The 20,213-nt window shown below is 72.6% G+C and carries 14 protein-coding genes; 10 read left to right on the top strand and 4 right to left on the bottom strand.

The annotated features are described in order from the left end of the window. Nucleotide 1 precedes the first annotated feature (1 nt). From DK419_RS18115 to DK419_RS18130, 4 genes are all read right to left on the bottom strand, one after another. Nucleotides 2–1,780 (bottom strand): acetolactate synthase 3 large subunit, encoded by a 1,779-nt coding sequence (locus tag DK419_RS18115; RefSeq protein ID WP_109960324.1) that lies wholly within the window; start codon nucleotides 1,778–1,780, stop codon nucleotides 2–4. Nucleotides 1,781–2,035: 255 nt separating this feature from the next. Further along, nucleotides 2,036–2,581 (bottom strand): biotin transporter BioY, encoded by a 546-nt coding sequence (locus DK419_RS18120; RefSeq protein WP_109960325.1) that lies wholly within the window; start codon nucleotides 2,579–2,581, stop codon nucleotides 2,036–2,038. 44 nt (nucleotides 2,582–2,625) lie between these two features. After that, nucleotides 2,626–3,234, bottom strand: a complete 609-nt coding sequence (locus DK419_RS18125; protein WP_109960326.1) for an energy-coupling factor transporter transmembrane component T family protein — start codon at nucleotides 3,232–3,234, stop codon at nucleotides 2,626–2,628. Next, nucleotides 3,231–3,905, bottom strand: coding sequence for an energy-coupling factor ABC transporter ATP-binding protein (locus DK419_RS18130; protein WP_109960327.1), 675 nt, complete (start codon nucleotides 3,903–3,905; stop codon nucleotides 3,231–3,233). Before DK419_RS18130 ends, DK419_RS18125 begins: the two co-directional genes overlap by 4 nt. A 171-nt stretch (nucleotides 3,906–4,076) precedes the next feature. Between DK419_RS18130 and DK419_RS18135 the strand changes: the two genes are divergently transcribed. The 10 genes from DK419_RS18135 (at nucleotide 4,077) to DK419_RS18180 (ending at nucleotide 20,081) form a co-directional block, all read left to right on the top strand. After that, a complete protein-coding gene (locus DK419_RS18135; RefSeq protein ID WP_109960328.1) occupies nucleotides 4,077–4,568 on the top strand; it encodes a chemotaxis protein CheW in 492 nt (163 codons plus the stop codon). Between the two features lie 8 nt (nucleotides 4,569–4,576). Continuing rightward, complete coding sequence (locus DK419_RS18140) at nucleotides 4,577–5,995, top strand: CheR family methyltransferase (RefSeq protein WP_109962369.1); 1,419 nt, start codon at nucleotides 4,577–4,579, stop codon at nucleotides 5,993–5,995. Beyond that, nucleotides 5,995–6,627 (top strand): chemotaxis protein CheW, encoded by a 633-nt coding sequence (locus DK419_RS18145; RefSeq protein WP_109960329.1) that lies wholly within the window; start codon nucleotides 5,995–5,997, stop codon nucleotides 6,625–6,627. The genes DK419_RS18140 and DK419_RS18145 overlap by 1 nt, the downstream gene beginning before the upstream one ends. A gap of 36 nt (nucleotides 6,628–6,663) precedes the next feature. Next, entirely contained in the window at nucleotides 6,664–8,340 is a 1,677-nt protein-coding gene (locus tag DK419_RS18150; RefSeq protein WP_109960330.1) for a methyl-accepting chemotaxis protein, read from the top strand. Nucleotides 8,341–8,356: 16 nt separating this feature from the next. Further along, the gene (locus tag DK419_RS18155; RefSeq protein ID WP_109960331.1) at nucleotides 8,357–10,642 is read left to right on the top strand and encodes a hybrid sensor histidine kinase/response regulator; all 2,286 of its coding nucleotides are present in this window, start codon (nucleotides 8,357–8,359) and stop codon (nucleotides 10,640–10,642) included. Continuing rightward, nucleotides 10,639–11,724 carry a chemotaxis-specific protein-glutamate methyltransferase CheB gene (cheB, locus tag DK419_RS18160; protein WP_109960332.1) on the top strand — a complete coding sequence of 362 codons (1,086 nt, stop codon included), beginning with the start codon at nucleotides 10,639–10,641 and terminating at the stop codon, nucleotides 11,722–11,724. The genes DK419_RS18155 and cheB overlap by 4 nt, the downstream gene beginning before the upstream one ends. Continuing rightward, entirely contained in the window at nucleotides 11,721–13,475 is a 1,755-nt protein-coding gene (locus tag DK419_RS18165) for a response regulator (protein ID WP_109960333.1), read from the top strand. The genes cheB and DK419_RS18165 overlap by 4 nt, the downstream gene beginning before the upstream one ends. After that, entirely contained in the window at nucleotides 13,472–15,391 is a 1,920-nt protein-coding gene (locus DK419_RS18170; RefSeq protein WP_109960334.1) for a response regulator, read from the top strand. The genes DK419_RS18165 and DK419_RS18170 overlap by 4 nt, the downstream gene beginning before the upstream one ends. A gap of 233 nt (nucleotides 15,392–15,624) precedes the next feature. Continuing rightward, on the top strand, nucleotides 15,625–16,851 hold the full coding sequence (locus DK419_RS18175) for an efflux RND transporter periplasmic adaptor subunit (RefSeq protein ID WP_109960335.1): 1,227 nt from the start codon (nucleotides 15,625–15,627) through the stop codon (nucleotides 16,849–16,851). A 44-nt stretch (nucleotides 16,852–16,895) separates the two neighbouring features. Further along, nucleotides 16,896–20,081 (top strand): efflux RND transporter permease subunit, encoded by a 3,186-nt coding sequence (locus tag DK419_RS18180; protein WP_109960336.1) that lies wholly within the window; start codon nucleotides 16,896–16,898, stop codon nucleotides 20,079–20,081. Nucleotides 20,082–20,213 lie beyond the last annotated feature (132 nt).

The following is a 20,213-nucleotide window of genomic DNA, read 5'->3' on the forward strand; positions in this document are numbered from 1 at the left end:
CTCAGACCAGCATCTTGCCTTCGTCGGAGATCACGTCGCCCAAGTCCGCCCCGGTCTCGCCGAGGTAGTCCGAGAGCAGCATCTCGTTATGCGCCTTGCCCGACGGGATCATCGGGAAGCAGTTCTCGGTCTTGTCGACGATGCAGTCGAAGATGACCGGGCCGTCATAGTCGAGCATCTCGGCGATCGCCGCGTCGAGGCTGCCGGGATCGGAGCAGCGGATGCCCTTGGCGCCGTAGGCCTCGGCGAGCTTGACGAAGTCGGGCAGGCTCTCGGAATAGCTCTCGGAGTAGCGCGAGCCGTGCAGCAATTGCTGCCACTGGCGCACCATGCCCATGTACTCGTTGTTCAGGATGAAGATCTTGACCGGCAGGCGGTACTGCACGGCGGTCGACATCTCCTGGATGTTCATCTGGATCGAGGCCTCGCCGGCGATGTCGATCACCAGCGCGCCGCGGTGCGCCAGCTGGGCGCCGATCGCCGCCGGCAGGCCGTACCCCATGGTGCCGAGGCCGCCCGAGGTCATCCACCGGTTCGGGTCGTCGAACTTGTAGTACTGGGCCGCCCACATCTGGTGCTGGCCGACCTCCGTGGTGACGTAGGTCTCGCGATCCTTGGTCGCCTCGTAGAGGCGCTGGACCGCGTATTGCGGCTTGATGGTGGTGCCCGACGGCCAGTAGCCGAGGCATTCGCGCGCCTTCCAGCCGCGGATCTTCGACAGCCACTCGGTCAGGCGGCCCTGGTCGGGCTCCGGCGTCACCGCCCGCCACTCGCGCAGCATGTCGGCGAGCACCGCGCCGCAATCGCCGACGATGCCGATATCCGCCTTGACGGTCTTGTTGATCGAGGAGGCGTCGATGTCGACGTGGATCTTCTTGGAGAACGGCGAGAACGCGTCGAGCCGGCCGGTGATGCGGTCGTCGAAGCGCGCGCCGATGCAGACCATGACGTCGCATTCGTGCATCGCGAGGTTCGCCTCGTAGGTCCCGTGCATGCCGAGCATGCCGAGGAACTGCGGGTCCGAACCCGGGAAGGCACCGAGACCCATCAGCGTCGAGGTGACCGGGAAGCCGGTGGCGCGGGCGAGCTCGCGCAGCAGCGCCGAGGCCTCGGGGCCGGAGTTGATCACGCCGCCGCCGGTGTAGAAGACGGGGCGGCGCGCACCGGCCATCAGCGCCACGGCGGCGCGGATCTTCTCCGGATCGCCCTGCGTCTGCGGGTTGTAGGTCTTGTGGCTGTTGTCGACCGGGCGGCGGTAGACGCCGCTGGCGAACTGGATGTCCTTCGGCAGGTCGACGACGACCGGGCCGGGACGGCCGTGCGAGGCGACGTAGAACGCCTCGTGCAGGATCCGCGGCAGGTCCTCGATCGATTTGACCAGGTAATTGTGCTTGGTGCAGCTGCGGGTGATGCCGACCGTGTCGCATTCCTGGAACGCGTCGGAGCCGATCAGGTGGGTCGGCACCTGGCCGGTGATGCAGACGAGCGGGATCGAGTCGAGCAGCGCGTCGGTCAGCCCGGTGACGATGTTGGTGGCGCCCGGCCCCGAGGTGACGAGCACGCAGCCGACCTTCCCCGACGAGCGGGCGTAGCCCTCGGCCGCGTGCACCGCGCCCTGCTCGTGCCGGACCAGGATGTGCTTCACCGTGTCCTGGTGGAAGAGCGCGTCGTAGATCGGCAGCACCGCGCCGCCCGGATAGCCGAACAGGGTATCGACGCCCTGATCCTGAAACGCCCGGATCACCATCTCGGCGCCCGTCATGACCTCGCCCGCACTCATCGCCGCGCTCCGTTCCTTGGTCTCGTCCGCGCTCTCGGGTCCGTTTTACGCAACAAAAAAGGGCCCCGAAGGACCCTGCATGCGCCACCCATGGGATGCCGGGCTTCTCAAGCCCGCCCCTTCGGTGGCGCCTCCGCTACAATAAGGACCGTACGCATGCCGCTCGAAAAGCCTGCCCTTGAGAGAGTGGCGGGGACCCTACGCGCGTCGTCCGGCAGGGTCAACCGGTTATCGGCCACTCGTCGACGATGGGATTCAGCGTGGCTGCAGCGTCGGATAGGCCCGGCGCACGGCCCGGGCGACCAGGATCGCGAGGACCACCTTCGCGGCGTCGCCGGGCAGGAACCAGGCCGAGCCGATCGCCGCCTTCGCGAGATCGACCCGGGCGACCGCGGCGATCCACGGGATGCCGACCGCGTAGGTGAGCACGACGCCGCCGAGGACGAGGATCAGCGCCTCCTTCCAGACGGTCAGGGTCCGCAGGTTGCGCTCGTAGAGGAGCCCGATGACGAAGGCGGCGACCGGCCACATCAGCACGAAGCCGCCCCCCGGCCCCATGACGATGCCGAGCCCGCCGCGCCCGCCGGCCATCAGGGGCAGCCCGGCGCAGACCAGGAGGACGAACAGGGCGAGCGCCGCCCCGCCGCGCTTCGCCCCCGCGATCGCGCCGGCGAGCATCACCCCCGTCGATTGCGCGGTGATCGGCACGCCGACGACCGGCAGGACCACCGGCGGGAACAGGCCGAGCGCCGCCGTGAGGGCGGCGAAGAGCGCGACGAAGACGATGTCACGGGTCGACATGGGGTTCCTTGGGATCAGGAGATCGGGATCGGGAGGGAGGTGCGTCAGCGGCCGGCCCGGTCCGGATCGTAGGACCGCGCGTCGATCGCCGCCGCGATGTCGTCGCTCATCTTCAGCATGCGCACGACGACCGGGACGGTGAGCGCCACCAGGCTGCGCTCCAGGCCCCGGGCCCGCTGCGCCTCGCGCACCTCCGCGGTGACGGCGGCGAGCACCGGGATGAAGCGCAGGGTGAGCGCGATGGCGAGGCCGGCCTTGGCGGGATTGACGCCCAGGGGCCTGAGCCAGGACAGGCCGCGTTGCAGCGCCTCGATCAGGTCGGAGCTGCGGGTCGTGAGCGTCACGAGGCCGGCGAGCAGCACCAGGGCGGCGAGGCGGGCGGCCACCAGCAGGCCGGCGAGCCAGCCGTCGAGGGCGAACTGGACCAGGACCAGGACCGCGAGGATCCAGGCGAGGGACCGCAGCTGCGCCCAGGCGAGGCGGGGCGGAATGGCGGCGATCCGGTAGAGGAGACCGGCGAGGCCGAGCCCCGCGAGCGCGAGATCGAGCCGCGGCAGCGCGAACAGGAGGGTGCCGGCCCCGACGAGCGCGAGGATCTTCGCCCCCGGCGGGCAACGATGGACGGAGCTGGCGCCCGGAACGTACGGGGTCACGACATCATCGCCACGTAGGCCGGGAGCGCCGCCGAGGGGCGGTCGTCGATGACGACGCGCCCGCCCTCGAACACCAGCACCCGGTCGAAATGCTCCAGGAAGGCGAGGTCGTGCGAGACCACGACGGCGCGCTGCGCCAGCCCGTCGATGGCTTGCGCGATCCGGCGCTTGTTGCGCAGGTCCAGCAGCGTCGTCGGCTCGTCGAACACGATCACGTCGGGAGCCATCGCCAGCACGCCCGCGATGGCGAGCAGCTGCTTCTGCCCGCCGCTGAGGAGGTGGGCGGGGTGGTCGGCCAGGTCCTGGAGATCGTAGCGGCGCAGGGCCTCGTCCACGCGCCGCGCGATCTCGTCCTTCGGCAGGCCGAGGTTCTTCAGCCCGAAGGCGAGATCCTCCGCGACCACCGGCAGGACGATCTGGTTGTCGGGATTCTGGAACACGAAGCCGACCTTGCGCCGCACCGTCCGGCCGTCGCGGCGCGTGTCGAGCCCGTCGACCCGCACCGATCCTTGCGTCGGCACCAGCAACCCGTTGAGCAGGCGCGCGAAGGTGCTCTTGCCGCTGCCGTTGCCGCCGACGACCGCGATGCGCCGCTCCGCGAGATCGAGGGTGAGGTCGCGCAGCACCACGCGCTCCCCGAAGGCATGGCCGACATGCCGGATCTCGATCATGACGTGAAGCCGCTCCTGTCGCCCGGGCGGCGCCTCATAGCACCTCCGGCGCGCGCCGACAGGATGCAAGCGCGGCGGGTGGTTTGGAAACTCGGCGCCCCTCCCCTATCTGACCGGCGATCCGCCGAGGCAGGCTTCGGGCGGGCTCTCCTGCAGCGGGGTTCACACGCGATGACGACCGGGACGGCCTACCTGCTGGTCGATGTCGCCGGGACGGAGTGCGCCCTGCCGCGCCGGGCGGTGCGGGAGGTGCTGCCGCTCCCCCGGCTGTGGCGGCCGCCGGGAGCGCCGGCGGCACTGGCGGGCTTCCTCAACCTCGCGGGGAACGCCGTGCCGGTCCTCGACCTCGCGGTGCTGTTCGGCCTCGGCCGGCCGGCGACCGCGCGGGCCGCCCTCTACCGCCACCTCGTCCTCCTGCACGGCGAATCGCCCCTGGCGCTGATGGTCGACCGGGTCGCGGATTTCGCGCGCGTCGCGCCGGACCGGGTCCGGCCGGTCGCCGACGCGGCGACGCTGAACGGCTGCGTCGCCGCCGAGATCCGGGTCGCCGAGCGGCTGGTGCACGGGCTCGCGGTCGAGCGCATTCTCCTCGCCGAGGAGCGGGCGCGCCTGGCGGCGCAGACGAAGGCCGCCCAGGCGCGCCTCGCCGAGTGGGCCGCCTGAGCCGGGACATGAAGACCCCGCGGGGCGCCGCCCCGGTCTCGGACCCGGCCTTCGCGGCGCTGAAGAGCCGCCTCGTCGCCCGGACCGGCCACCACTACTACGCCGACAAGGACGACCTGCTGTGGGAGCGGGTCGGCCGGCGCATGCGGGCTCGCGGCATCACCGATCCCGCCGGCTACCTGCCGCTGCTGGAGGAATCCGAGAGCGAGTGGGCGGCGCTCGAGGCCGAGATCACCATCGGGGAGACCTTCTTCTTCCGCTACGCCGAGCAGTTCGCGGCCCTGCGCCGCACGATCCTGCCCGAGCGCATCGCCGCGCGGAGCGACGAGCGGCGCCTGCGGATCTGGAGCGCGGGCTGCTCCACCGGCCCCGAGACCTACTCGGTCGGGATCGTGCTGCACGAGCTGCTGGGCGAGCACCTGCCCGATTGGCGGATCGCGCTCACCGGCACCGACATCAACCGCGACGTGCTCGCGGTGGCCCGCCGCGCGGTCTACGGCACCTGGGCGCTGCGCACCCTCGGCGCGGAGGAGCGCGGACGCTACTTCAGGCCCGGGCCGCGGGAGGGCACCTTCGCGCTGCTGCCGGACTACCGGGGGCTCGCCCGGTTCGAGCCGCAGAACCTGATGAGCTTGCTGGACGGCACCGCCTCCCTGGCGCTGACCGACTACGACCTCATCCTGTGCCGCAACGTCCTGATCTACTTCCACCCGGACACGGTGCAGGCGCTGGTGCGGGCCCTGGCCGAGCGCCTGCGGCCCGGGGGCTGGCTGCTTCTGGGCCATGCCGAGCCCAACCCGGCCTTCGCGGAGTTCCTGGAGGCGGTCTCGCTGCCCGGCACCGCCGCCTATCGCCGCCCCGCCGACGGCGCGCTGCCGGACCTGCCGCCGCCCGCCCTGCCGGAGCCGGTTCCGGACACGACCTGGGCCCCGCTGCTGCCCCCGGCCGTGCCGGCGGCCGAGGCCTCACACCGGCACGCGCCGCCCTCCCGCCCCGCTCCGGCGGCGCCCGCGCGCATGCCCGCCGCGACGGACGGTCCGCTCGCCGCCGTCCGGGCGCTCGCCGATGCGGGCGACCTCGACGCGAGCTGGCGCGCCTGCCGGGCGGCGCTGGGGCAGGACCCGACCGATCCGCGCCTGCGCTACTACGAGGGGCTGCTCGCCCGCGCCCGGAGCCGGCCCGAGGAGGCGGAACGCGCCTTTCGCGGCGCGCTCTACCTCGATAAAGGCTTCGTCATGGCGCATTATCACCTCGGGCTGACCCTGATCGCCGCCGGCCGCGACGAGGCCGGGCGCCGCGCCGTGGCCAATGCGGTGCGGCTCGCCGCGCGCCTGCCGGGCGACGCGGTGCTGCCGGAGGGCGACGGGCTCACGGCGGCCGAGCTCGCCGGCGCCGCCCGGCCGTTCCTCGGCGACGAGGCCGCCTGATGCCGGGTTCCTCCCCCGCCGGGCCGCAGGCGCCGGGCGAAGCCGCCCTGAGCGCCGCCCGGATCGACGAGATCCTGGACGCCCGCACCCGGGCCCTCGCCTCCCGCGGCGCGGCGCCGGAGGTCCGGGCGACCCGGGCGCTGCTCCTGTGCCGCGCCGGCGCCGAGACGGTCGGCATCGGCCTCGAGGAGGTCGCGGAGGTGTTCCCGTTCCGGCCCTGCACGCCGGTGCCGGGGGCGCCCGCGGCGCTCGTCGGCCTGACCGGCCGCGGCGGCCTCCTCGTCAGCGTGGTCGATCTCGCGGCGGCTTTGGGCGCTGCGGCGGCACCGGGCGCCGCACCCGCCGAAGCGGCGCCCGGCCACGTCGTGACCCTGCGCCGCGACGGCCCGCGCATCGGCCTCAAGGTCGACCGCGTCCTCTCGGTCGCCGAGGCGGAGGTCGAGGCGGGCCCCGACGGGCTGGGCAGGCGGGCGGTGGCGGGCTATGCCCGCGCCGCGCCGCAGAGCGCCCGCCAGGGCTCGGACCAGAGCTCCCGTCGCGGCTCGGACCGGGCCGACGCGGGCTTCGCCGTGATCGACGTGGCCGCCCTCCTGGCCCCGCTCCTGGCGGGCGGGCGGCCGAATCCTGCCTGACCCGTCCGCAGCCTCAAGCCAAAGGGAAAACCCCGCGTGTCGCTCTCGATCGGGAACCGCATCCTCCTCGGCTTCTCCGCCGTCGTCCTGGTGATCGTGGCGCTCGGCGTCTACGCGGTCGGGCAGATCGGCGAGGTGCGCAACGCCACCGACATCATCGTCACCCGCGACCTGACGGTGATGCACCAGCTCGAGAACATCCGCGAGGCGCAGCGCCGGATGAGCGACCTGCGCGACGAGGCGACCACCCGCTACTACCTGCGGGCGCTCGGCCGCGAGCCGGCAGCCAAGGAGGAGCCGGCGGTGACCTGGCGGCGCAACGCGGCGAATGCCGAGACGGCGCTCGCCGGCGCGATCACTACGGCCAACGACTACCGGGCCCAGTCCCTCTCGGCCGACCGCGCCGCCGCCTGGCAGCGCATCGCCGAGTTGCTGGTCGCGGCTGGCGCCGAATTGCGCACCACCCGCACCGCCACCGAGCGCCAGTTCGAGGCGATCAACGCGAACGACGTGCCGGGCATCCAGGCGGCCGAGACCGCCCTCGACCAGTCCGGCGACAACTTCGTGCGCACCATGGGGGCGGCCCGCGAGGCCCTCGACGGCGCGATCTCGGCCGGCCAGCGCCGGGTCGGGGCGATCTACGAGGAAAGCCGGCTCTCGACGCTGGCGGCGCTCGCGGTCTGCGTCGTGATGGCCCTCGTCATCACCGTGCTGATCCGCCGCTCGGTGGTGCAGCCCCTCGACGCGGTGATGGCCTTCGTCGGCAAGGTCGGGGGCGGCGACCTCACGGGCAGGATCGCCGATACCCGCCGCGACGAGCTCGGCCGCCTCGGCGGGGTGCTCAACCAGATGGTCGAGGGCCTGCGCCAGTTGGCCAGCCAGAACCGCGCCTCGACCTCAAACCTCAACGCCGCCGCGGCCGAGATCCGCGCCTCGGCCCAGGAGCAGGCCGCGAGCGTCGAGGAGCAGTTCGCCGCCGTGCAGGAGACCGCCGCGACCGTCGACGAGATCACCCATGCGGGCGCCCAGATCGGCAAGCGCGCGCAGGAAGTGATCGCGACCGCGCAGGCCACCGCCCAGACCTCGAGCGCGGGCCTGCGCGCCGTCGACGAGACGGCGCGTGCCATGGACGCGATCCGCGAGCAGAGCGAGGCGGTCGCCGAGAACATCGTGGCGCTGAGCGAGAAGACGCAGGCCATCGGGGAGATCATCGCCACGGTGAACGACGTCTCGGAGCGCACCCACCTGCTGGCGCTCAACGCCGCCATCGAGGCGGCGGCGGCGGGCGAGAGCGGGCGCAGCTTCGCCGTGGTGGCCTCCGAGATGAAGGCGCTAGCCGACCAGGCCAAGGAGGCGACCGGCCAGGTGCGGGCGATCCTCGGCGACATCCAGCGCGGCATCAACGCCTCGGTGATGCTGACCGAGGAGGCGGTCAAGCGCGTGGCGGTCGGCAAGGAGCGCACCGACACCACCCACGCGACGATCGAGGAGATCACCGGCCGGGTGCAGGAGAGCGTGCAGACCTTCCAGCAGATCGTCGCCTCGACGAACCAGCAGCAGCTCGGCATCGAGCAGGTGATGGGCGCGCTCCAGAACATCCGCCAGGCGAGCCAGCAGACCGCCGCCGGCACCCGCCAGGTCGAGGCCGCCGCCGCCAACCTGAGCGAGCTGGCGAGCGCCCTCCTGGCGCTCGCCGAGCGCTACCGGCTCTGAGCGGCGGCGAAGGCCGATGGACGACATCCGCCAGCTCCTCCTCGCCGCCTTCGACGCCGAGCACCGCGAGCACCTCGCGGCGATCCGCGCGGCCCTCGCCGAGGCCGAGGCGGGACGCCACGCGGACTGGAACGACGTCTTTCGCCGCGCCCACAGCCTGAAGGGGGCGGCGCGCGCCGTCGACCTGCCGGCGGTGGAGGAGGTCGCCCACCGGCTCGAGGCCCTGTTCGACCGGGTGGTGCAGGGCCGCGCCGGCCTCGACCGGGCGACCGCGGGCGTCGTCGACCTCGCCCTCGACCGGATCGAGGGCCTGGTGGCGGGCCTTCCCGGGAACCCCGAGCCCGAGGCGCCGGGGGACGCCATCGCGGCCCTCGACGCCTGCCTGTCCGGCGCGCCGATCCCGCAGGCGAAGCCCGGCCCTGCGCGAGAGCCGAGCCCCGAGCCGGAGCCGGCCGCCCCGCGGGCGTCCGATCCCGCGCCGCCGGCGCACGAGGCCGGCATCGCCTACCTGCGCATCGCCAGCGACCAGGTCGAGGAGCTGTCGAAGGCGGTGCACGATCTCGGCGCCGTGCTCCAGGGCCAGGAGGTCGTCGGGGCGGCGGTGGCGGGCCTCGAATCCGGCGCCCGGGCGCTGCGGCGCAGCGTCGACACGGTGCAGGGGCGCACCGGCGAGATGGTGGCGCTCGCCCGCCGCCTGCGCGAGGCGGGCGACCCGGCGGGCGCGGCGCTCGACGGCTTCGTCGACCGGGTGCGCCGCCTCGACGGCGACCTCCGGGGCGTGATCCGCGGCATCTCGGGCCTCGCCCGGGTGCAGAGCCGCAGCACCGGCGCGGTCGAGACCGCCCTGCGGCGCCTGCGCGACGATGCCGACCGCCTGCTGCTGGTGCCGGCCGAGACGGTGTTCGGCGGCTACGGCCGGATGGTGCGGGAGATCGCCCGCGAGGCCGGGCTGCCGGTGGAGGTGCGGCTCCACGGCCTCGACCTCCAGGTCGATCGCGGCCTGCTCCAGGCGCTCAAGGACCCGGTGCTGCACGCCCTGCGCAACACGATCAGCCACGGCGCCGAGAGCGCGGACGCGCGCCGGAACGCCGGCAAGCCGGAGGCCCTCTCCGTCACCCTGTCGGTCGCCTCGAAGGGCAGCCGGCTCGTCGTGACGGTGCGCGACGACGGCCGCGGCCCGGACCTCGCCCGCATCCTCGAGACCGGGCGGCGCCAGGGGCTGGTGCCGGAGCGGGCCGAGCCCACGCCCCACGAGATCCTCGACCTCGTCTTCGCGCCGGGCTTCTCCACCGCCGCGGCGATCGACCGGATCGCGGGCCGCGGCATGGGCCTGTCGGTGGTGGCCGAGGCCGCGCGCGCCTTGCGCGGCCAGGCGTCCCTGCGGCCGGCGGAGCCCCACGGGACCGAGGTGGCGATCACCGTGCCGCTCTCGGCCGCCCGCCAGCCGGTGCTGCTCGTCGAGGCGTCCTTGCGGCCGGGCGAGGCGCCGCAGACCTTCGGCCTGCCGAGCGGCGCCGTCGCCGGGCTCCTGCGCCTCTCCGACCGCGACCTCGCGTCCGTGGCGGGCGAGCCGGCGGCACGGATCAAGCAGGGGGGACGGGACGTTATCGTGCCGCTCGTTCCCCTCGCGTCGCTCCTCGGATCCGGTGTCGCCCCCCTTCCCCTCCACGACGGCCTCGTGCGCGCCGTCCTCCTGCGCTGCGGCGCGTCGCTCTGCGCCGTGGCGGTCGACCGGCTCCGCGACGTGCGCGTGCTCCTCGTCGGCCCGGCCCCGCCCCTCGGCGGCGATCCCGCGCTGATGTCCGGCACCGTGATGCTCGCCGACGAGACCCCGTCCCTCGTCCTCGATCCCGACGGCCTGTGCGCCCGCGCCCGGGTCGGCGGGCTGGTGGCGGCGGCGCCCGTCGCCGCTCCCGAGCGCAGGACCCGGCGCGTGCCGACCGTGCTCGTGGTCGACGATTCGATCACCACCCGGACGCTGGAGAAGAGCATCCTGGAGGCGCATGGCTACCGGGTCTTCGTCTGCGTCGACGGCCAGGACGCCCTCGACCGCCTGCGCCGGGACGGTCCGGAGGTCGACCTCGTGGTCGCCGACGTCGAGATGCCGCGCCTCGACGGGTTCGGCCTGCTCCAGGCGGTCAAGGCCGATCCGGGCTTGACGCGGCTGCCGGTGATCCTGATGACCTCCCGCGGCGATCCCGCCGACATCCGCCGGGGCCTCGATCTCGGGGCCGACGCCTACATCACCAAGCAGAAGTTCGACCAGCGCGAGCTTCTCGACACGATCGGTCAGCTGCTGTGAGCGCCCCCGTCCGCGTCATGCTGGTGGAGGATTCGCTGGTGGTCCGCCAGCTCCTCGCCCACATCGTCAGCCGCGACCCGCGGCTCGCCCTCGTCGCCGCGGTCGATTCCGGCGAGGAGGCCCTGCGGGAGATTCACCGGGTCCAGCCCGACGTCATCTCGATGGACATCCGCCTGCCGGGCATTGACGGGCTCGAGACCACCCGGCGGATCATGGCCGAGCGCCCGACCCCGATCGTGGTCGTCGCCGACGCGATCGAGGATTCCTCGCTCAGGATCTCGATGAACGCCCTGCGGGCCGGGGCGCTGAGCGTGGTCGAGAAGCCGGTCGGCACCGGGCACCGGGCCTACGAGGCGATCTCGGACCAGATCTGCACCCAGCTGCGCATCATGAGCCAGGTGCCGGTGATCCGGCGCCGCCCGATCGGCGCCGAGCGCCTGGGTCCCCGGGACGAGGGGCGCGGAGCGGGCGCCCAGGGCCTCGCCGTCCCGATCCCGGCGACGCAGGCCCCGAGCGTGCTCGCGGTGGCGGCCTCGACCGGCGGGCCGCCGGCCTTCGCCAAGCTGCTCGGGGGCCTCCCGGCCGACTTCCCGCTGCCGATCCTGCTTGTCCAGCACATGGGCGCGGCCTTCATGGAGGGCTTCGCCGACTGGCTCAATGGCGTCGTGCCGCTCACCGTCGTCATCGCCCGCGAGGGCGTGCGGCCCCTGCCCGGCCACGTCTACGTCGCGCCCGGCGACCGTCACCTGACCCTCGGGCCGGGCGGGCTCCTCGCGCTCCTCGACGAGCCGCCGGTCGGCGGGCAGCGCCCGTCGGCCACGCTCCTGTTCCGCTCCGTCGCCCGCTCGGCCGGGCCGCGGGGCCTCGGCGTGCTGCTGACCGGCATGGGCGAGGACGGCGCGGCGGGCCTCCTCGACATGCACCTCGCGGGGGCGGCCACCATCGCCGAGCACGAGAGCTCGGCCGTCGTCTACGGCATGCCGGCGGCGGCGGTGCGCCTCAAGGCCGCCGGGAGCGTGCTGCCCCTCGACCTGATCGCCCCGCGGATCCAGCGGGCGGTGCAGCCGGGCCCGTCGCCGTGACGGCGTCTCCGGCACCCGCGCCCCGCATCCTGCTGGTCGAGGATTCCGAGACCCAGGCGCTGCAGCTGCGCCTGTTCCTGGAGCGCAGCGGCTTCGCGGTGACGCGCCACGCGACCGCGGAGGCCGCCCTCGAGGCGATGAACCACGGCCTGCCCGACCTCGTCGTCGCCGATTACCACCTGCCGGGGATGAACGGCGACGAGCTGACCCGGCAGATGCGGCTCGCCATGCGCACCCGGGCGACGCCGGTGCTGATGCTGACCGAGGCGAGCGGGCGGGACATCGAGCGCCAGGGGCTGGAGAGCGGCGCCGACGCCTACGTGCCGAAATCCGCCGACCGCGACCTCCTGCTCCTGCGCATCCGGGCGCTGCTGCGCGAGCGCGCCGCGGTGCCGGCGGACGAGCCGGGCCGCCCCGCGAGCTTCCGGCGCGCCCGCATCCTCGTCGTCGACGGCTCGGCCACCTTCCGGGCCTACCTCTCGGCCCTGCTCGGCCAGGAGGGCCACGAGGTCGTGGCCGCCGACGGGCCCGAGCAGGCGATGGCCGCGCTGGAAGGCACGGGCGAGGGGGTCGCGAGTGAGGGCTTCGCAAGAGAGGGTTTCGACTGCGTCACCGTCGATCTCCTCGGCAGCGGCTTCGACGCGATCGCGCTGTGCCGCCGGATCGACGCGCTCCGCGGCGCGGCGACGGGCGCGGGCGCGCCGGGCTTCTACCTCGTCGGCATCGGCTCGGCCGCCTCGTCGAGCAAGGATCTCCTCGTCGAGGCGTTCTCGGCCGGGGCCGACGACGTGGTGGCGAAAGGCGCCGACGCCGACCTGCTGGCGATCCGGGTCCGCACCCTGGTGCGCCGCAAGCTCCTGGAGGAGGACGACCGGCGCGTCGCCGACGAGGTGCGCCGCCACGCGCTCGCCGCCGAGCGCGCCAAGGCCGAGGCCGCCGCCGCCGAGGCGAAGGCGGCGCTCGCCGGCGCGCTGGCGCAGGCCAACCACGACCTCGAACAGGCCAACCACCGCCTCAAGGACACCCAGGCCAAGCTCGTCCAGGCCGCCAAGATGGCCTCGCTCGGCGAACTCGTCGCCGGCATCGCCCACGAGATCAACAACCCGCTGGCCTTCATCCTCGCCCACCAGGGCACGGTCGAGCGCCTGATCGGCGAGGTCGCGGGCGCGGCGCCGCCGGACGCCCCCTACCGGCGCGCCCTCGACAAGGCCCGCGACCGCGTCGGGTCGATGCGCCTCGGGCTGTCCCGGATCCAGGATCTCGTCGTCAACCTGCGCAAGTTCTCGCGCCTCGACGAGGGCGAGATGCAGACCGTGAACGTTCCCGACGCGATCGAGAACGTGCTGGCGCTGATCCAGCACAAGCTCGGCACCCGCATCGCGGTGCGCAAGGACTTCGCCGGCGCGCCCGAGATCCGCTGCTCGCCGGCCCTGCTCAACCAGGTGGTGATGAACATCCTCGGCAACGCCGCCGACGCGATTCCGGACGACGGCACCATCACGATCGAGACCGCGATCCGGGACGGCCACGACGTGATCCGGATCTGCGACACCGGCCCGGGCGTGCCGGAGGCCTTGCGCGAGCGGATCTTCGAGCCGTTCTTCACGACGAAGCCGGTCGGATCCGGCACCGGGCTCGGCCTTGCCATTGCGTACAGCGTCGTGCAGGCGCATAGCGGTCAGCTGTCCGTGGAATCGGCGCCGGAGGGAGGGGCCTGCTTCGTGATCAGCATTCCGAGGCAGTCCGCATGACCATGGGTGCGACGGGCGAGGCGATGCGTTCGACGGTGCGCGGCACCATCCTGGCGGTCGACGACGAGCCGGACATCCTGGTCGCCCTCGAGGATCTCTTCGAGGACGAGTACCGGGTGCTCACCACCAGCCGGCCGGCCGAGGCCCTGGAGCTGATCGCCGCCGAGCCCGACATCGACGTCATCCTGTCCGACCAGCGCATGCCGGGCCTGACCGGCGACGCCCTGCTGGCCCAGGCCCGGGAGATCTCCGACGCGCAGGCGATCCTGCTCACCGGCTACGCCGACATCTCGGCGGTGGTCTCGGCGCTCAACCGCGGCGGCATCACCGGCTACATCACCAAGCCCTGGGACCCGGCGCTCCTGCGCAACGCGGTGCGCAGCGCCTACGAGCGCCACCGCCTCGCCCGCGAGCTCGCGACCGAGCGCGCCCTGCTGCGCGGCCTCCTCGACCATTCGGGCGACGCGATCGCCTTCAAGGACACCGAGGGGCGCTTCCTGCGCCTCAACGCCCGCATGGCCGGGCGCCTCGGCGCCCCGTCCGTCGCGGCCTGCCTCGGGCGCGGCGAGGCGGAGTTCGCCGGCCCCGAGGGCGAGGCGGCGGAGGCCGCCGACCGGGCCGCGATCGAGTCCGGCGCCCCGACCGAGGTCATGGCGGCCGGCGGCCCCGAGGCGGCGCAGACCTGGCGCCAGGTCACCCGGGTGCCGATCCGCGACGCCGCGGGCGCCGTCGTCCACCTCGCGGTGATCGAGCGCGACGTCACCGAGCAGCGCCTCCTCGAGATGCGCCTGCGCCAGGCCGACAAGATGCAGGCGCTCGGGACGCTCGCGGGCGGCGTCGCCCACGACTTCAACAACCTCCTGACCGCGATCCTCGGCAGCCTGGAGCTCGCCCTGCCGAAGGTGGCGGGCGACGCGCGCCTGTCGCGGCTGATGACCAACGCCACCCAGGCGGCGCAGCGCGGCGCGGCGCTGACCAAGCGCCTCCTCACCTTCAGCCACCGCCGCGACCTCCAGGCCCGCGTCGTCGACCTCAACGCGGTGATCCGCGGCATGGACGACCTGCTCGGGCGCAGCCTCGGCGGCTTCGTCCAGGTCGAGCGGGAGCTGAGCGACGACCTCTGGCCGGCCAAGGTCGATCCCGACCAGCTCGAACTCGCGATCCTCAACCTCTGCATCAACGGCCGCGACGCGATGCCGGAGGGCGGCGTCGTCGTGCTCTCGACCCGCAACGAGACGGTGCAGGCCAGCGCCGACCCGAACCTGCAGGATCCGAACCTGAAAGCCGGCGACTACGCGGTGGTCGCGATCCGCGACACCGGCACCGGCATCCCGCCGGAGATCCTGGGGAGGGTGTTCGAGCCGTTCTTCACCACGAAGGGCGTCGGCCAGGGCACGGGTCTCGGCCTTGCCATGGTGTTCGGCCTCGTCCAGCAATCCGGCGGCACGATCCGGATCGACAGCGAGGTCGGCCGCGGCACCACGGTCCTGCTCTACCTGCCGCGCTCCCACGAGGCGGTGGAGGCGGCGGCCGCCGCGAAGGCCGCGCCGGCGCCGGCGCCCCGCCGGGCCCGCATCCTGGTGGTCGACGACGATCCCCAGGTCCGTCACGTCACCGCCTCGTTCCTCAACGGCTTCGGCTACGACGAGGTCGCGGTGCCGAGCGGCGAGGCCGGGCTCGAGCGCCTCACGGCGGAGCGGTTCGACCTCGTCGTCGCCGACCTGGCGATGCCCGGCATGAGCGGCCTCGACCTCGCCGAGGCGGTGCGCGAGCGCTGGCCGGACTTGCCGTTCCTGCTCGTCACCGGCCACGCCGAGGCGGCCCGCATCCCGGCGGATTTCGCGGTGCTGGAGAAACCCTTCCCCTCCGCGGATCTCGCGGCGAGGGTCGCCGCCCTGCTCGCGCCGGAGACGTGAGCCGAGGACGATCCGGCATCACGCCTCGGTGTCCATCGTATCGTCGATCTAGTACGGTCGATCTAATGCGGCCGAGTGTATCGCGGGCAGCACAGCGGACCCGGATCCGTTCGGGGCCTATTTTCATTCACGCTTGCGTCAACAAAATTCGCTAAGTGTTGCCGGCGGGTTGCCGATCGGTCATCCCCCTCGTGCCGCAGCGGCGCGCCCGCCCATGAAGAGTGTGACACGCGATGCCCCGGACGCTGAGACCGAGCCTTCAGATCGTCGTCCTGGCCGTCGTGGCCGCCGGGGCGGTCCTCGCCTATTCCACCTTGCGTCCGGGTCACCGCCAGGAGCCGATCGCCACCTTCGCGGACGTGCCGGCCCGGGCGGCGGCCGGCAAGGCCTTCACCCTCTCCGCCTCCCAGCTCGCCACGGTGACGAGCGAGGCGGTGGTCAAGCGCCGGTTCTTCGAGGAGATCGCCACCGAGGGCAAGATCGGGGTCGACGAGTACATGGCGACGCCGGTCTTCTCGCCCTATCCCGGCCGGGTGATCGCGATCTTCGCCCGCACCGGCGAGCAGGTGAAGCGCGGCCAGCCGCTGTTCTCGGTCCAGGCCAACGAGATGGTGCAGGCCCAGAACGACTATCTCGCGGCGCTCAACGTGCTGAACAAGAGCCGGTCGCAGCTGACCTTCGCGCAGGCCGCCGAGAAGCGCCAGCGCGACCTCTACGAGACCCGCACCACCACCTTGCGCGAGCTTCAGGTCGCCCAGAACGACCTGACGTCGGCCACCAACGACAACCGCACCGCCGAGGTCGGGCTCGAGGCGGTGCGCAACCGCCTGCGGATCCTCGGGCTTCGCGACGAGGACATGGCGGCCCTGCAGAAGGGCTCGGCCATCAACCCCGACACGCCGATCAACGCGCCGCTCAGCGGCACCATCATCCAGCGCAAGATCGGCCCGGGCCAGTATGTCGGCTCGGGCGGCGAGCCGTCCTACATCATCGGCGACCTGTCGAAGGTCTGGCTGGTGGCGCAGCTGCGCGAGGCCGACGCGTCGAAGGTCGAGATGAACGAGAAGATCCTGTTCCGCGTGCCGGCGCATCCGGAGCGCGACTTCGAGGGCCGGATCAACTTCATCGGCACCTCGGTCGACCCGACGACGCGGCGCATCACCGTGCGGGCCGAGATCGACAACCGCCAGGGCCTGCTCAAGCCCGAGATGTATGCCAGCGTCCGCATCATCAACGAGCGCGAGACCCTGTCGCACGCCGTGCCCCGCGCCGCGGTGATCCTCGAGGGCAACAAGGCCAGCGTCTGGGTGCTGAAAGCCGACAACTCGGTCGAGAACCGGCCGATCAAGCCCGGCATCGTCGAGGGCTCCACCGTCGAGATCCTCAACGGCCTGTCGGAAGGCGAGCGGGTGATCTCCCGCGGCTCGCTCTTCATCGACCGGATGTCGACCCAGAGCTGACACGCGCCCCGCCCCCTCGATCCCGCACACCCGGATAAACGGCCATGACCGGCATCGTCGGCCTCGCGCTGCGCCAGCGCGCCCTCGTCGTCCTGGCCTTCGTGGCCCTGATGGTCGGCGGGCTCGCGGCGTTCCAGAGCCTCAACATCGAGGCCTATCCCGACCCGACGCCGCCGATGGTGAACGTCATCACCCAGGCGCCGGGCCTCTCGGGCGAGGAGATCGAGCGCTACATCACGGTCCCGATCGAGGTCATCACCTCGGGGCTGCCCGACCTCAAGCAGGTCCGCACCGTCTCGCTCTACGGCCTGTCGGACGTGAAGCTGCAATTCGGCTTCGCCAACAGCTACCGCGAGGCCGAGCAGCAGGTGCTCAACCGGCTCGCCCAGCTCGACGGGCTGCCGAACGGGGCGAAGCCCACGATCTCGCCGGTGAGCCCGATCGGCGAGATCTTCCGCTACAAGCTCGTCGCGCCGGACGGCTACAGCGTGCTCGACCTGAAGACGCTCCAGGACTGGGTCCTGCGCAAGCGCTTCCGCGCGGTGCCGGGCGTCATCGACGTGATCGGCTGGGGCGGCAAGACCAAGACCTTCGAGATCGGCGTCGACCTCGACCGGCTGATGGCGCACGGGCTCACCCTGTCGGGCGTGGTCAAGACCCTCAACGACAGCAACCTCAACGTCGGCGGCAACCGCATCACGCTCGGCAGCCAGTCGGCGGTGGTGCGCGGCGTCGGCCTGATCCGCTCGGTCGACGACATCGGCGAGACGGTGCTGTCGCAGTCGGGCGGCGCGCCGGTGCTGGTGAAGGACGTCGCCACCATCACCATCGGCCACCAGCCGCGCCTCGGCATCGCCGGGATGAACGAGGACGACGACATCGTCCAGGGCATCGTGCTGATGCGCCGGGGCGAGCGCTCGACCCCCTCGATCGAGGCGGTGAAGGCCGAGGTCGCGAAGATCGAGGCCGCCGGCATCCTGCCGCCGGGCGTGCGCATCGAGCGCATCTACGACCGCGCCGACCTCATCGCCGTCACCACCCACACGGTGCTCCACAACATGATGGTCGGCATCCTGCTGATCCTCGTCGTGCAGTGGCTGTTCCTCGGCAACCTGAGGAGCGCGCTGATCGTCGTGGCGACGATCCCCTTCGCGCTGTTCTTCGCCGTCATCATCCTGGTGGTGCGGGGCGAATCGGCCAACCTCCTGTCGGTCGGGGCGCTGGATTTCGGCCTGATCGTCGACGGCACCGTCATCATGGTCGAGGCGATCTTCCGGCGCCTCTCGGGCCACGGGCCGCCGCTGCCCCACAGCCTCGCCGGAGCCAAGGGCATGCAGCGCAAGCTCGGGCTGATCTCGCTCGCCTCCTCCGACGTCAGCCGCTCGATCGTCTTCGCCGCCATCATCATCGTCACCGGCTTCCTGCCGCTGTTCACGCTGTCGGGCGTCGAGGGCAACATCTTCGGGCCGATGGCCCAGACCTACGCCTACGCGCTTCTCGGCGGCCTCATCGCCACCTTCACGGTGACGCCGGTCCTCTCGGCCTACCTGCTGCCGGAGCACATCCACGAGGTCGAGACGCTGCTCGTCCGCGCCCTCGACCGGCTCTACCGGCCGGTGATCCGGGCGGCGCTCGCCCACCGCACCCTGACCCTCGGCCTCGCCGGCCTGATCTTCGCCGGCGTCGCCGTGGAGGGCCGCAACCTCGGCCTCGAATTCTTGCCGAAGCTCGAGGAGGGCAACCTCTGGATTCGCGCCACCATGCCGGCGACGATCTCGCTCGAGGAGGGCAACCTCTACGTCAACCGGATCCGCCGGGTGATCGCCGAGGTGCCGGAGGTCGAGCGGGTGGTCTCGCAGCACGGAAGGCCCGACGACGGCACCGATGCCGCCGGCTTCTTCAACGGCGAGTTCTTCGCGCCGCTCAAACCCGCCGAGCAGTGGCGCGAGGGCATGACGAAGGACGCGATGACCGGCGCGCTCCTGGAGCGGCTGCGGACCGAGTTCCCGGGCGTCGAGTTCAACCTGTCGCAGTATCTCCAGGACAACGTCGCCGAGGCGGTGTCGGGCATCAAGGGCGAGAACTCGTTCAAGGTGTTCGGGCCCGACCTGCAGACGCTCACCGACGTCGCGCGCCAGGTCGAGGCGGTGCTGAAGCGCGTGCCCGGCGTCACCGATCTCGGCGTCTTCACCTCCCTCGGCCAGCCGACGGTGCAGATCGACGTCGACCGGATCCGCGCCGCCCGCTACGGCCTCACCCCCGGCGACATCAACACCACGGTGCGCACCGCGGTCGGCGGCGACGCGGCGGGCGAGCTCTACGATACCGGCAGCGAGCGCCACTACCCGATCATCGTGCGGCTCGCCTCGCAGTACCGCCAGAGCGTCGGGGCGATCCGCAACCTGCGCATCGCCGGGCAGAACCAGAACGGCGTGACGGTGCAGATCCCCTTGAGCGCCGTCGCCGACGTCGCGGTGGTCTCGGGGCCCGCCTACATCTACCGCGAGGGCCAGGAGCGCTACCTGCCGGTGAAGTTCAGCGTGCGCGACCGCGACCTCGGCAGCACCATCATCGAGGCCCGCGAGCGCGTGGCCCAGGAGGTGAAGCTGCCGCCGGACTACCGGCTCGAGCTCGTCGGCGAGTTCAACAACATGCAGGGTGCGCTCGCCCGCCTCTCGGTGACGGTGCCGCTCGCGATCCTGCTGATCGCGGTGCTGCTCTTCGTCAATTTCGGGTCGGTCGTCGATACGCTGCTGGCGCTCTCCGTGATCCCGATGGCGGTGGCGGGCGGCATCGTCGCGCTCGCGGTCACCGAGACGCCGTTCTCGGTCTCGGCGGCGATCGGCTTCATCGCGCTGCTGGGCATCGCCGTGATGGACGGCATCATCGTGCTCACCCACTACAACGCGCTGCTCGCCCGCGGCGAGGAACGGGCGGAGGCGATGCTGCGCACCTGCACCACCCAGATGCGCCCGGTGGTGATGACCTGCGTCGTCGCCGGCGTCGGCCTGCTGCCGGCCGCCTTCTCGACCGGCGTCGGCTCGCAGGTGCAGAAACCCCTGGCCCTCGTGGTGGTCGGCGGCATGAGCCTCGCCCCGGCGCTGATCCTGGTCATCCTGCCGGTGCTGATCCTGCTGTTCTCCCGCCGCCGCCCGGCGCCGGTCCACGTCCCGGCGCACGGGCCGGCCGAGCCCGGTACTCCGGCACCGGCCGGGGCCGCGACGCATTGAGGGGCCGCGTGAGGGGGATTGAGGGACTTCATCCTGCCGGCGCCCCCCATCCAGCGATGATTCGCGCGACGGAACTGGAAAATCCGCCAGGTCGGTCCGGGCTCCGCTGCGCGGCCCCGGAATGACGCGGAA

The organism is Methylobacterium terrae (assembly GCF_003173755.1).
GTDB classification, from domain to species: domain Bacteria; phylum Pseudomonadota; class Alphaproteobacteria; order Rhizobiales; family Beijerinckiaceae; genus Methylobacterium; species Methylobacterium terrae.